This is a genomic window from Kineosphaera limosa NBRC 100340, assembly GCF_000298215.1.
GTDB classification, from domain to species: Bacteria; Actinomycetota; Actinomycetes; order Actinomycetales; family Dermatophilaceae; genus Kineosphaera; species Kineosphaera limosa.
On sequence record NZ_BAHD01000078.1, the window covers coordinates 18,335 to 30,198 of the forward strand.

The 11,864-nt window shown below is 68.2% G+C and carries 14 protein-coding genes and 1 pseudogene; 3 read left to right on the top strand and 12 right to left on the bottom strand.

Features of this window, described 5'->3' with window-relative positions:
• Window positions 1-13: 13 nt before the first annotated feature.
• Window positions 14-904 carry a DUF6602 domain-containing protein gene (locus KILIM_RS24175; RefSeq protein WP_006594220.1) on the top strand — a complete coding sequence of 297 codons (891 nt, stop codon included), beginning with the start codon at window positions 14-16 and terminating at the stop codon, window positions 902-904.
• A gap of 9 nt (window positions 905-913) precedes the next feature.
• Here KILIM_RS24175 and KILIM_RS18280 read toward each other — a convergent pair whose 3' ends face one another.
• The 3 genes from KILIM_RS18280 to KILIM_RS18290 are packed head-to-tail and all read right to left on the bottom strand — an operon-like array spanning window position 914 to window position 4,098.
• Window positions 914-2,383, bottom strand: a complete 1,470-nt coding sequence (locus KILIM_RS18280; protein ID WP_006594221.1) for an SCO6880 family protein — start codon at window positions 2,381-2,383, stop codon at window positions 914-916.
• A gap of 3 nt (window positions 2,384-2,386) precedes the next feature.
• Window positions 2,387-3,769, bottom strand: coding sequence for a hypothetical protein (locus KILIM_RS18285; protein WP_040563818.1), 1,383 nt, complete (start codon window positions 3,767-3,769; stop codon window positions 2,387-2,389).
• Between the two features lie 32 nt (window positions 3,770-3,801).
• Window positions 3,802-4,098 (bottom strand): DUF6112 family protein, encoded by a 297-nt coding sequence (locus tag KILIM_RS18290; RefSeq protein ID WP_218881052.1) that lies wholly within the window; start codon window positions 4,096-4,098, stop codon window positions 3,802-3,804.
• 160 nt (window positions 4,099-4,258) lie between these two features.
• Here KILIM_RS18290 and KILIM_RS18295 point away from each other — a divergent pair, with 160 nt between their 5' ends.
• The gene (locus tag KILIM_RS18295; protein ID WP_006594224.1) at window positions 4,259-4,609 is read left to right on the top strand and encodes an iron chaperone; all 351 of its coding nucleotides are present in this window, start codon (window positions 4,259-4,261) and stop codon (window positions 4,607-4,609) included.
• Between the two features lie 11 nt (window positions 4,610-4,620).
• Here the strand turns inward: KILIM_RS18295 and KILIM_RS18300 are convergent, their stop codons facing one another.
• The 9 genes and pseudogenes from KILIM_RS18300 to KILIM_RS22760 all read right to left on the bottom strand — a co-directional run.
• Window positions 4,621-4,887, bottom strand: a complete 267-nt coding sequence (locus tag KILIM_RS18300; RefSeq protein WP_006594225.1) for a DUF6112 family protein — start codon at window positions 4,885-4,887, stop codon at window positions 4,621-4,623.
• Window positions 4,887-6,503 carry a M23 family metallopeptidase gene (locus KILIM_RS18305; RefSeq protein WP_006594226.1) on the bottom strand — a complete coding sequence of 539 codons (1,617 nt, stop codon included), beginning with the start codon at window positions 6,501-6,503 and terminating at the stop codon, window positions 4,887-4,889. The genes KILIM_RS18300 and KILIM_RS18305 overlap by 1 nt, the downstream gene beginning before the upstream one ends.
• An 11-nt stretch (window positions 6,504-6,514) precedes the next feature.
• A complete protein-coding gene (locus KILIM_RS18310) occupies window positions 6,515-7,207 on the bottom strand; it encodes an RAD23 family protein (protein WP_006594227.1) in 693 nt (230 codons plus the stop codon).
• A gap of 36 nt (window positions 7,208-7,243) precedes the next feature.
• Window positions 7,244-8,242: a ParB N-terminal domain-containing protein gene (locus KILIM_RS18315; RefSeq protein WP_006594228.1), complete on the bottom strand. Its 999-nt coding sequence runs from the start codon at window positions 8,240-8,242 to the stop codon at window positions 7,244-7,246.
• Window positions 8,239-9,114 (bottom strand): hypothetical protein, encoded by an 876-nt coding sequence (locus KILIM_RS18320; RefSeq protein ID WP_006594229.1) that lies wholly within the window; start codon window positions 9,112-9,114, stop codon window positions 8,239-8,241. Before KILIM_RS18320 ends, KILIM_RS18315 begins: the two co-directional genes overlap by 4 nt.
• Before the next feature lie 86 nt (window positions 9,115-9,200).
• Window positions 9,201-9,611, bottom strand: coding sequence for a hypothetical protein (locus KILIM_RS18325; protein WP_006594230.1), 411 nt, complete (start codon window positions 9,609-9,611; stop codon window positions 9,201-9,203).
• Window positions 9,608-10,297 (bottom strand): DUF2637 domain-containing protein, encoded by a 690-nt coding sequence (locus KILIM_RS18330; protein ID WP_006594231.1) that lies wholly within the window; start codon window positions 10,295-10,297, stop codon window positions 9,608-9,610. Before KILIM_RS18330 ends, KILIM_RS18325 begins: the two co-directional genes overlap by 4 nt.
• Window positions 10,297-11,229 carry a bifunctional DNA primase/polymerase gene (locus tag KILIM_RS18335; protein ID WP_006594232.1) on the bottom strand — a complete coding sequence of 311 codons (933 nt, stop codon included), beginning with the start codon at window positions 11,227-11,229 and terminating at the stop codon, window positions 10,297-10,299. Before KILIM_RS18335 ends, KILIM_RS18330 begins: the two co-directional genes overlap by 1 nt.
• Window positions 11,229-11,594: pseudogene (locus KILIM_RS22760) on the bottom strand (hypothetical protein); the annotation flags it as partial. The pseudogene KILIM_RS22760 and the gene KILIM_RS18335, both read right to left, overlap by 1 nt.
• A gap of 62 nt (window positions 11,595-11,656) precedes the next feature.
• On the opposite strand from KILIM_RS22760, the gene KILIM_RS23500 reads away from it, so the two are divergent.
• Window positions 11,657-11,864, top strand: a 208-nt coding sequence (locus KILIM_RS23500) for an IS3 family transposase (protein WP_006594234.1), incomplete at its 3' end; no start/stop codon positions are given.

The following is an 11,864-nucleotide window of genomic DNA, read 5'->3' on the forward strand; positions in this document are numbered from 1 at the left end:
GAGGAGCAGCGCATTGACCAGTAGGTTCCAGGACCTTTTTCGTGAACTGGCAACGCGGGTCGAGACTGATTACAGTGAAGCTCGGGAACACGCGAGGCAGTCCGATCCACAGCGGGCCGGTCACGAAGGAGAAGCCACTTGGCAGACTCTCATCGATCAGTGGGGACCTGGCCTTCCTGTAGTCACACGGAAATACATCGTGGGGCCAGGTGGTGAGTCAAACGAGGTTGACCTAGTCATCCTGAAGCGCGACTATCCCGCTCACCTCATGAGCCATTCATCAGTGCTCGCAAGCGGCGTTGCAGCAGCGTTCTCGGTGAAGCTCACGCTCAAGCGAACGCACGTACGCGAGGCGATTGAACAGAAGAAGACTCTGGTGCGTGTGGCTGGCGAAGGCGGCAGTCCAAAGCACTTCCTCGCTGGCCACTTTCCCTTTGGATTGCTTAGCCACTCGACGGAGCTGTTTGCGTCGGCTTCGAGCTTCGCAGACTCAATGATTGACCTGTACGAAGAAGTCGCCCACGGACCAACTGACCCAGCGGCAACCGATCCGCGACATGAACTTGACAGCCTCTTGGTGGCGGATGCCGGGTTCTTTAGAACCTTTCGATCAACCCTTTCCCCGATACCTAACTCGGACCAGCCTTGGTCGCCGATGACCTCCTTCAATAGGTACTCCACCGAGAGTCAGTTGCCTGGCATACATATTGCGCATTTCGTGAGTTGGCTCGGTTCGCAGCTCAGCAATGATGACGCCTTCGCGCTCCAGTCATTGGAGCCACTCTTCGAGGGCAATTCGACATCTGGGTATATGACGCATTGGCCCATCTCGATCTACCCAGAACACATCCAGAAAAACATCAACTGCCTACTCAACGATTACGGAATGCCGCTCTCGTACTGAGTCGAATGATCAGACCCTCCGACAGAGCGGGAGCGCGGCGGCGGTGAACGCGGCGGCTTGCTGGCCGACGAGGAGCCGGGTCTCGCAAGATGCTTGGATCGCCGCTTGCTCGATAGCGGCAACGGCGGCGTCGAGTTCCTCCACGGTGGGTGCGGATACAGCGATGAGGCCGGTGTAGCGCAGGATGCCGTGCCCGGCGGTGAGGTCGGCTTCTTGCTGGAGCACGTCGTGGTACTCGGCGGTCTGGGAGGCATCCTCGATCTGGCCGATCTTCGCGCGCTGGGCTTGGTCGGAGATGTGCTCGACCTTCTTCTTGCGGATATCGCGAGCGGCCTGGTCGGAGCGCATCGGGGTGCAGATCAGCGAGAACGAGCGCTGGATGCCGGTGGACAGCAGCATCGGCGACAGGAACCCCGGATACACCAGCGACCGCGGCCACTCACTGACCCAGAGCACCGCGTGGTGAGCGGAATCGGTGCGCAGCCGACCCCAGGTCTCGGTGACTGCGACCGGTCCAGCCGTCGCGAGCGACTGGCCAAGCCGACCGTGACGTTCCAGGGTCGCGGCGATCGCCGGGTCGTAGGCCGAGCGCAGCATGACCGCGATCTGCCCCGGTGTCAGCCATCCCGAGGGTGACAGGTCGGCAGAGCGGAGCGCGGCGACGAGGGTGTTCATCTCTTGCCGCAGCACGGCAGCGGCACCACGTATCCCGCCTCCGGCGGTTCTGATCTGCCGGGCGCTGGCTCTCATGTCCAGCGACAGCGAGAGCGTGGTGGCATGGCGCTCACCAGCGGGACCAGCACGCTCGATCAACTCTGCATAGGTGTCGGCCGCCCACGATCCATCGGGTGTGCCGTGCGTGGCCCACCATTCGGCCAGGCCGGTTCCGGAGTCTGGGAGGGTGCGTTCGAGGACTTGCAGAGTCGCGATACGCCCGGACCGGCAGACCGTAGCGAGAACGCGGCCCCAGGAGGTGACGCGGCGTTCCTGCTCGCCGGGATCGAGGAGCACGAACGCGGGATGCGTAACCTCGCACACCACGGTCAGGGTGGCTCCATGCGGGTCGTGGATCATCCCCGCGCTCGTCTCCGGGTCGGTGTACTCGCGCAACCGCGCCATGTCACCGGGAAGAGCGAGAGTGCCGACGGGGCGCGGCACCACGATCCTGCGCCGGTACAGCAGTTGCCCGGCGGTGGTGCGCCACAACCACCAGCAGGCGATGGGCAGCCATTCCACGATCGGTCGGCCCGCGATGGGAATCCAGGTCAGTGCGGCGGCGAGTACCCAGACCGGGGCGGTGTAGGCCAGGAGCATCCCGCCTCCGGCGTAGAACGCGCCGATGAGGGTGGCTCCGCCGATGGCGAGGGTGATGAGCTGGGTCAGCGACAGGCCGAGGAGGACACCGCGGCGGGTGAGGCGGGAGAACTTCACCGGCACCAGCTCGCCCGCGGTCTGCCGGTCGTTGTTCGTACTGCTCATCGTCTACTCCTTCGGTGGGCGTGGCGCGGGCGGCGGGGGCTGCTTCGGCGGCGGCGACGGGTCGCTGCTCGGCGGGCGCGGCGCGGGGCTCGACGGTGGTGCCGCCGTCGGCGACGTGGGCGGTGGTGATGGTGTTTGTGCGGCGGCGTCGGCAGCGTGCTGGCCCTGGGCTCCCAGGGCCGTCCCGGCCTTGGGCCCCGCCGTGGCGGCACCCTTGGCCACGCTCGCCCCGACCACCACGCCCGCGGCCACGGGGCCGGCTGCGGCTGCTCCGCCTCCGCCGGCTGCGGCACCTCCACCGCCTGCCGCACCCCCGCCGCTCGCGGCCGGAGCCGGTGCCGGGGTATTCGGCGGCGGCGGTGTGCTGCTCCCGCTCCCTCCACCAGAGCTTCCGCCCGCGTTCCCTCCGCCACTGCTGCCGTCGAGAACCTTCTTCGGGTCTCCGCCTTGCGGCTTGGACGGGACTGGGATCGGGCGGTTGAGTGCGCTCTTGGCGTCCTGTTCGGAGCCGATCGCGTGGTACATGTCGAACCCGACGAACGCGATGAACTTGTAGGTCAGGTACGGGGCGAACGCGGCCATCGCCATCAGCACGATCCCCGCGATGGGATCACTGACCGACGCCAGGTCCGCGTCGATGGGTGCGGAGACCTGCGTGATCGCCACGAGGAACATCACGACGAGGACGAGCTTGGAGCAGATCAGGGCGACGACGAACATCGCCCATCTCCCGATCCATCCCCGGCTGGCGTCCCAGGATGCGCCGCTGAACGCGAGCGGAGCGAACACGACCGCTACCAGTAGCAGCGCTTTGCGGACGAGCAGGGAGAGCCACACGATGGCGGCGGCGGTGATGGCGAGGCCGGCCATGAAGATGGTGATGATCGCTCCGACACCGGGGGCGGCGATATTGATGCCGACGAGGCCCGCGGCGAGGAGTGCGATCTTGTCGCCCATCGACTCGGTGGTCTCCCCGGCGGCCTGCACGATCCCGATGCACAGCTGATCGACGACTTCCAGCAGCAGCGCGGTGAGCGTGATGACCACGAACGAGCCGAGGACGGATTTCGCCAGCCCCAGTGCGGCGCGGGTCAGCGCGGTCGGGTCGCGGCGGATCAGCCCGGTGATGAGTTGGAGGCAGAAGAAGATCAGCATCACGAAGACCGCGATGCCGAACAGCAGGTTGTAGACGGCGAGGTAGCCGGGCTTGGTGACATCCACCAGCGTGGTGGTGTCGAACACCGACCAGACCGCCTCGAACAGCCACCCGGCGGCGGCACCCATCGCCTGGGCGAGCCAGTCGAACGGGGCCGCCACCAAGGAAGCGGCACCTTCGCCAACGGCATCGCACACCGACGAGATCACGGGAACGTCGCACACGCCCATCTCGAACTCCAGCACTCTTGACGACGCGCGGGTCAGACCTGCTGGCCGACGTTCCAGAAGAAGTTGATGAGCGTCACCGACGCGCCGCAGATCACCGCTGCACCGCAGGAGACGAGGACGCCGATCTTTCCGCGCGAAGCGAGGTGCGGGTTGCCGCTGTTGGCTCCGAAGCCCCACACGATCGCGGACACGATCAGCGCGAGGACGCTGAGGATCAGGCCGATGGTCATCACCGCGCCGACGATGGTGCGCAGCTGGTTGATCCCCGGCAGACCGTTGGTGTTGGGGTCGATGTTGATGTCCATCGGCACCAGCAGCGGCGCGGACATGACGTTGGCGAGCAGATCGAACACGGTAGGTCTCCTTGGCGACGGGCGGCCCGCCCACGAACTCGCAGACGGGGTACACGCGACAGGTGCGCCAGTCGAACCACCCCGGTTCTGGGCGACAATGGAGAAGACGGTCGTACGCAGACTTGAAGGAGACGCTGTGACGTTTGTGGACCATAAGGCGTACATCGCTGCCGCGCCTGAACAGTTCCGGCCCACCCTGCATCAGCTCCATGCGACCCTGAAGCGCGCACTGCCCGACGCGGCCGAGATCATCGCCTACAACATGCCCGGTTTCAAGATCGGCGACACAGTCGTCGCGAGTTACGCTGCGTTCAGCAAACAGTGCGGCCTCTACCTGCAACCGGAAGCCATCACCGAGCACGCGGCCGAGATCACCGCGGCCGGACTCAAAGCCAGCAAGACCGGCGTCACGTTCACCCTCAAGAAGTGGATCCCCAACGACCTCGTCGAGCGGCTCGCGCGAGCGTCACGCGACGCCGTGATCTAGCGTCTGTACGGTCAGAGTTGTTGGCCGAGGTTGAGGAGCCAGTTCATCCAGGCGACGCCGCCTCCGGCAAGAACGGCTGCGCCGAGGGAGACGAGGACTCCGGTTCGGCCTTTGCCTGCGGTTGCGTAGTTGCCGTGGGCGGTCGCGATGGCCCACACGATCGCGGAGACGATCAGCATGAGCACGGCGACGATGAGGACGAAGGTCAGGAGCGCGCCGACGACGGCGCGGAGGTCTCCGATTCCGCCGAGGCCGTCGAAGTCGGGGAAGACGCCCATCACGCACCTGCTTTCACTGTGACGTGGAGGTGGTCGCTGTGCGATCCCGTGATTGAGGTGGGGTCGTGCATGCCGCCGCCGTTGTAGGGCCGCCAGCCATCAGCGTCGCTGGCGAGGGACCAGATTTGGCCTTGCCAGATGAGGTACTGGACGCCGAGCACGTCGGCGTTGTCTTTCATCCAGTTCGTGACTCGCCAGCCGGCTTCGAGTTGCGCGGTGTTGGGGCGTTGGCCGATCTTGTTGCCGAAGGTGATGTCGCAGGCGCGTCCGAGAGGATGCTCGGACTTCGTGCCGGGACGGGGTGAGTAGCAGCCCCAGCCGGTGTCGGGGAACGCGGCGAGGGTCTGCTGGTAGAGGTGCAGCATCCGGGCGGTGATCTTGCCGTTGCTGGTGGGATCATCGACGAGTCGGTCGGGGTCTCCGTCGACGCCGTCTGGCGCGCCAGGCGTGCTGGCGGTGTTGCAGGCGGCTGGTGATCCACTGGTCGCGGTGGGGAGGTTCGCGGCTCCGTGCTGGTTGAGCCAGGCGGCGGCGTCGATGGCTTCGCCATTGGTGCCGCCGGGGCGGACCTCGAAGTGCAGATGGGCTCCGGTGCTCATGCCCGAGGAGCCGACATCACCGATGTGCTGCCCGGCGCTCACTCGGTCTCCGGCGTGGACATGAATGCCGTGCTGCCACATGTGCGCGTAGGCGGTCGCGACGGTCTGGCCGTCGATGGTGTGCTCGATGACGATGAGCCCGCCGTAGCCCCCGGAGAACTCCGCAACGGTGACCAGACCATCGGCGGCGGCGAGGATCGGGGTACCGTCGGGTGCGGCGAAGTCGGTGCCGGTGTGCAGTTTCTGTTCCCCGGTAATCGGGTGCGTCCGCATCCCGAACGGAGAGGTCTGCACCCAGGTGCCTTCCGGCAATGGGAATACCACCCGCGACGACGCGGACGCTGGACCACCTGCTCCGAGTCCAGGCCCGCTACTACTGGTGAGGGCGGTGAGGATGCTCTCGGCGACGGGTTCGTAGTTGCGGTAGCGGTCGGGGTAGGCGGAGACTTCGACGGCTTGGGCAGCTTCGCCGGGGTCCATCTGCTGCCAGCCGGGGATGTCGAGTAGGCCGCGCGGTGAGGGGTAGTTCGGGCCGGTCGGGCCGCCGAAGAACGCGCGGGCTTGGTAGGTGGGGTCCATGAGTTCGGCGACGGTTCCCCAGCCGGATTGGGGGCGCATCTGGAACAGGCCGAGGCTGTCGTGATCGGAGCCGTTGCCGTCGTTGGGATAGTTCGCCGACTCTGGGTAGGCGCCGGTGTTGGTGAGCATCCGCAGCGTGGACTCTGTGAGCGCGGCCATGAGCGCGACCTTGATCCCGGGCCGTCCCACGTCGCCCTGGCCGTTGCCGATGGCGATGATCGTGGCCGCGTGTGTGAGCTGCTGACGGTTCAGGGTGAAAGTCTCCCCGTTCGCGGTGGTCACGGTGAGCGAGTCCGGGACGGGTCCGAGGTTCACGGTCCCTCCGGGGGCGGCGCAGTGGGCGGCGGCGGGGTTCATCAGCACACCGATGCCGAGCAGTGCTACCGCGGGCGCGAAGAACATCAGCGCGAGGGCCGCGACGGCGAGTTTGCGGAACACGACGGCATCTCTCAGCGCAGCGGGTTGTCGAGCTGCGACAACCGCAACAGGCGGCAGGTCGAATAGGTCGGTGCGCAGACGACGAACACGGTGAACGCCACCTCGTGCTGCGAGGTGACCGGCTGCCCGTTCCAGACGCCTTCACGGTGGCGGGTGCCCTCGATCGTGACCGCGACCGTCCCAGGGGCGAGCTGTCCTGGCTGTGCCTGCTCGACGGCATCGGCCCACGCGCCCGGCACGAATGCCCGGTCGATGGTGAGGTGCTGGCTGGTGGCGTACTGGCGCAGCTCGATCCAGGCGTCCCGGTTCGGCAGGTATGCGGCCACGTCGGAGGCGAGCCCGGCCTGTTCGTCACCGAAGGGGTCTCCGACCGCGAGGATCGCCGAGGTGTAGTCCAGCGGCCACAACCCTGATTCGGTATCCCAGGCGAACAGGGTGGACGCGACACCTTGGGAGAACGTCGCCGGATCGGCGGAACGCGGCACCGCTGGCACTCGCGGAGCTCGGGGCGTGCTCGGCGGCACTGTCGGCGGTTCCGTGGTGGCGGACGGGCCAGGTTTCGGATCGTCGGTGCTCGTGGACGTGGTGCGGGGGCCGGTGAGGAGTCCGTAGATGCCGACGCTGGCCAGGAGCAGCAGGACGATGCCGGCGGCGATGAGGGCGACGAGTCGGCGGCGCTTGGGGTCTGTGGGTGCAGGGCTCATGCCGAGCAGGTGCGCACCCGCTGCCCGTGCCGGTGGTCAGAGGGCGCGCAGGCGTGGCCGCATAGCTGTGTCTTCTCGGGCGGCGTGGAGGGTCTCGGCGAAGTGGGTGGTGCCTTCGACGGTGGCGAGGAAGTTGTCGAACTGTTCGTCTGTCAGCTCGGTGGCGAGGGTGTCGGCGTCGTAGTGGGTCCACCAGTTGGCCAGTTCGCCCCAGGTCTGGACGAACGCGCGCAGCGGGTAGCGCACCGGCTGCCCATCGTCAGAAACGACGGGCAGAGGGCGTGGTGTGGTGCGCTTGCCTTTCTTGAGTGACTTCGCGTGGGCGACGGCTGCTTCGGCGCGGGCGTGCAGCTCGGCCTCGCGCCGTTCTCGCGTCACCGCGTCGGCGTCGCGGATCGCTTGGTAGATCGGGTGGACGGCCTCTCCGGCCTCGATCCGTTCCAGCCCGGCTGTGGCTTCGGCACGAAGGGTCTCGGGTTGCGCGGTGTCGTTGGCGAGCTGTTGTAGGTAGTTGATCTTCTCCAGCGTGGTGTGCGAGGCCCCGCCGGGGATCATCGCCGCTGCCTGCGCGCGTGCCTCGCCGAGCGTGCCTGACGGTCCCGCAAAATATGCGGGACCGTCGTTTCCTGGCTGGTTCTCGCTGCTGAACTGGGTTGCGGCTTTGCGGCGGGCGGCGTCTTCGGCCATGACCTGCTTGATCTCGCGGTAGAGACCGGCGGCTTCGAGCTGGGTGTAGGGCTTGTGGAGCATGTTGTCGTCCTGCTCGGCGAGGAGCTGCCCGAGCCGGTCCGAGAGGCCGCTTCGCACCCACACGTTGACCGTGCGCCAGCCGAGCCGTTTGATTGCGGCGAGGCGGCGTGCGCCGCAGACGAGTACACCGTCGATGGTGATGGTCAGCGGTTGCAGGAGGCCGTCGCGTTCGATGGAAGCGGCAAGGGCGTCGATGTCGCCCAGGTCGGCGCGGTGCCGTGTGCCGACGATCAGGGAATCGACGGCGCGGTCGAGCTGGATGCTCCCGGTCTGCGGTTCGGTCACGACGGTTCACCGCCTCGACCGTTCGGTGCGGCCAGTGCGAGGGCGAGGATCAGGTCGTCGTCGCGCAGCAGTAGATCGAGGGTCTCGCCGAGCAGCAGCCGCAGCAGGACACCGCGCCCGGTCGTGGTGGCCGCGTAGGCGGGGTGCGGGTTCCCGAGCAGCGCTTTGAGGAGGGCGGTCCAGGAGTGGCGCGGCAGGTCGAGCAGTGCCCGGGCGTGGCGGTCGCGGCGGAGTGCTTCGTAGGCGGACTGGCGAGTGCCGGCCTTCATCAACGCGCCACAGACGTGCTCTACCGAGGCGCGGGCGGTGTCGGCGGGCCAGTCGAGCAGGCACAAGATCGCGATGGCATCCTCGGCGGCTGATCCGGCGGACATGCACGCCTGCGCCGACCCGAGACTCTCGCGGGGCTCGGTGTCGATGTCGGAGGGGTGGGTGTCGGTGGTGTGGAACGCGGGATGGTAGTCGGCCAGCGCGGTGTCGCGGTCGGAGAATCGTTCGGGGTCGTGGAACGCGGAGACGTGCGCGCGGCGGGCCTGGTGCACCGAGCAGAGCAGGCCCTGGGCGCGTTCCTCGTAGACGCAGGTAATCCGCACCGCGTGGGTGATGATCGCCCACGGGTCGTTGGCCTCGCGGGTCGAGCGGTACTGCATCGCATCGAACGCCGCCGCGACGGCCTCCCAGGTGTCGAGCTTGTGCTTGCGGGCCAGGGCTCGGTACTTGTCGGCGGCGAACTCCATCAGGTCGCGGGCCACCGGGTCGTGAACCCAGGCATCCTCACCGCCCTCATAGAGCCGGATCAGCAGGGCGCGTAGCCCTTCGCTGGTCGTGAAGTCCTCAGCCGGTTCTGGAAAGCCGGTGGTGGTTGTGGTCATCGTGTCGGCACCTCCTGGCAGGAAGGTGCGCACTCGCTCCCACGAGCGCGTCCTCCTGCCGTCGGGGCCATGACCTGTCACCACACTCAGCTCATCGAGACCCCGGACCGGGAAACCTGCCGGGCAGTCGGGGCGGTGCTGCGCCCGAACGCCGAGATCGGCGGCAACCGCCCTGCCCGATCCCCGAGGCGACGGACACCGGCACCGATCGGGGTACGGGTGCGGCGGGCCAGCTCGGCCTGGAAGTCCAGACCACGCCCGGCGGCGTGTGCGGAGTGACGGGCGATCAGGTCGGTCGGGCGCACCCACTCCACGCCCCGACTGCGCACGATCGCGTGCTGCTTGTCCTCCCGTGCGACCTGCGCAGCCCGCACCGCCTCCGGCACGGTCGTCGCTTCGACAGGCTCGGGGCGCTCGCGCGGTTCGTCGGGCACCGAGCGTGCCGGATCGGGCACGCGCGTGTCGTGGCGCTGCTGGGGGTTGTCGGTGGTGTTCATGGGGTCGTCTCCTCCCGCTCGTCGGCGGTGTCGGTGGTGTCGGTCAGGTGCGCGACGGCGAACCAGCGGCCCACTGTGGAGGGATGCACGCCCAGCTCGCGGGCGATCCGCTTGTTCGACCAGCCCGCCTCCCGCAGCGCCCGCCCCCGAGCCCGCCGATCCACCACTGCCGCAGTGTCGTTGCCGTGTGCGCTCAGGTCCGGGTCGCCCGATGGCAGCGCGGGCATGGCCTCGCCTGCGACCGCCTGGAACGCAGCGACAGGCGAAGCCTTCGCGTTGGCTTCCGGGGTGCGGGTGAGGATGACGGTGAGATGGGTGATCGCGAGCAGCACGACCGGCGGGACGGCGGCGACGGAGGCGGCGAGGAGGCGTGGCACATCGGCATCAGCCGCGACAACGGCATGGATCGCGTTCGCCGTCACCGAGACAAGAGCGCCGCCGACCAGCAGCGCCCACGGATACCAGGCCGAACGCTGACCCGCGAGCGCGACGACGGCGACAGTAGCGACGACGATGATGCCGTCCACGATCAGCGGCCAGGCCCACGCCTGCCCGGCCCCGATCCCAGAACGCGCGGCAAGATCGGCCAGTGACGTGAAAGACAGCCAGAACGCGCCAGCGGCGATGAACACCGTCCCAGCGACGGCCGTCATCGCGGCCCAGCGTCGCGCCTCGATCCCACGCATCACAACGCCCACCTCGCCGACGCGACGGACGGTGGACCCTCAGAGCGGCTGCACCACCGACCCTCGTCCCGAGCCTGGCCGTGTGGCTGGGCTTCGGACGGCGGCTGGGTGGCTCGGTAGGCGGAGCGCACCGTCGTGGCGATCTCGCGATCGCTCAGGCCCGCCGACTGCGCCGCAGCACCCAGGGCATCGAGCGCGTCACCTGGTGAGGTGCCATTCTCGGCGAGGCGGCAAGCGGCCCAGAACAGGCTCCGGTTACGCTCGCCCTCACCGCGCCCGGAGACCCACGCGGCGAGCCGCTCAGCATCCACGGCCACCTCGCCGCCGCTGGGACGTGCGGGGGCGGCGGGGCGTGGGTCGAGAAGGTCCCGCAGCCGGGCCGCGTCCACCGGGCCGACCGAGAGCGCCGCGATGTCGGCGACCCGGTAGCGCTTCGTCCTGCCGTCGATGGTCCGTTGGGAGGGCGGGGCGATGATGTAGCCGCAGTCGCCCCGGAAATCGACCCCGGCAGCGGCGGCCTGCCACGACCGCTGCTCCCTGCCCGGCGTGGCCGGGAAGTAGGCATGCATACCGCCGGTGGGTGTGCGCACCAGCAGACCCGCTCCGCTGACGAGCCCCGCGTCGGCGGCGCGCTTCCACGCGACGCGGCCATCGGTCGGGCCGTGGACATCGACGTCCACAACGACGACACCAGATGCTCCGCCGGTCGGGATGCCGATGTTCGCGTTCGGCGTGCGCGACCACCACGCCGCGACCTGCGCGGCGTCGCTGCTCGCGTCGAGGAACCCGCGCCGGGTCAGCGGACGCTTCCCCTCTACCTGGCACGGGAACACGGGCACGCCCGCCGAAGCGAGGCTGCGCGCCGCCACCGCCAGGCTCGGTGAGCCATCCGCGCGAATCAGCGCCGCAAGGACATCGAATGGATCGGGCATCACAGCCCCCGCCCCGCCAGCACCGGCACACCCGACGCACGCTCCCGCTCCACCGACGGCGCAGGAGAAGCCGCCGGCTTCACGGCGGCCGAGGCACGCGCGGGGGTGTCGCGTTCGATGCCGGGCGGGGTGCCGTCACCGACCTGGAGCGTGTCGAGCTGGTCGAGGATCGCCAGCGCGGTCTTGCGGACTCGTTCACCGGTGGCCTGCACCACCTGGGCGGCCTCCTGGCCGTCCACGCGGGCGGCCCAGGTCGAGACGTACGGGATCGTGTACCCGGTGGTGTCCATGCCGTGCGCGGCACCGATCATCAGCGCGACGCTCTCGGCTTCGACCTCGCGGATACCGCGATGCTGCCGGACTTCCGGGACCGTACCCGCTTTGGTAGACACGGGGGTTGGCTGCCTGGCCTTCAGGAGTACACCAGATGGGCTCTACACGTCGGCGGTTCACCGATGAGTACAAAGCAGAAGCGGTAGGATTCGTCATCGAGGGCAATCGCTCGATCGCTGAGGTCGCTCGCAATATCGGCGTCCACGAAATGACGTTAGGGAAATGGGTGAAGAAGGAAAGAGACGCCCGGGCCGCCGCGGTCCCGGCCGACGCGCCATTGATCGAATCGGAGCGATCCGAGT

Excerpts from the sequence above, each read along its gene's own strand:
- KILIM_RS18280 (WP_006594221.1), bottom strand. The coding sequence starts at position 2,383 with ATGAGCAGTACGAACAACGACCGGCAGACCGCGGGCGAGCTGGTGCCG.
- KILIM_RS18285 (WP_040563818.1), bottom strand. The coding sequence starts at position 3,769 with ATGGGCGTGTGCGACGTTCCCGTGATCTCGTCGGTGTGCGATGCCGTT.
- KILIM_RS18290 (WP_218881052.1), bottom strand. The coding sequence starts at position 4,098 with ATGTCCGCGCCGCTGCTGGTGCCGATGGACATCAACATCGACCCCAAC.
- KILIM_RS18300 (WP_006594225.1), bottom strand. The coding sequence starts at position 4,887 with ATGGGCGTCTTCCCCGACTTCGACGGCCTCGGCGGAATCGGAGACCTC.
- KILIM_RS18310 (WP_006594227.1), bottom strand. The coding sequence starts at position 7,207 with ATGAGCCCTGCACCCACAGACCCCAAGCGCCGCCGACTCGTCGCCCTC.
- KILIM_RS18320 (WP_006594229.1), bottom strand. The coding sequence starts at position 9,114 with ATGACCACAACCACCACCGGCTTTCCAGAACCGGCTGAGGACTTCACG.
- KILIM_RS18325 (WP_006594230.1), bottom strand. The coding sequence starts at position 9,611 with ATGAACACCACCGACAACCCCCAGCAGCGCCACGACACGCGCGTGCCC.
- KILIM_RS18330 (WP_006594231.1), bottom strand. The coding sequence starts at position 10,297 with ATGCGTGGGATCGAGGCGCGACGCTGGGCCGCGATGACGGCCGTCGCT.
- KILIM_RS18335 (WP_006594232.1), bottom strand. The coding sequence starts at position 11,229 with ATGCCCGATCCATTCGATGTCCTTGCGGCGCTGATTCGCGCGGATGGC.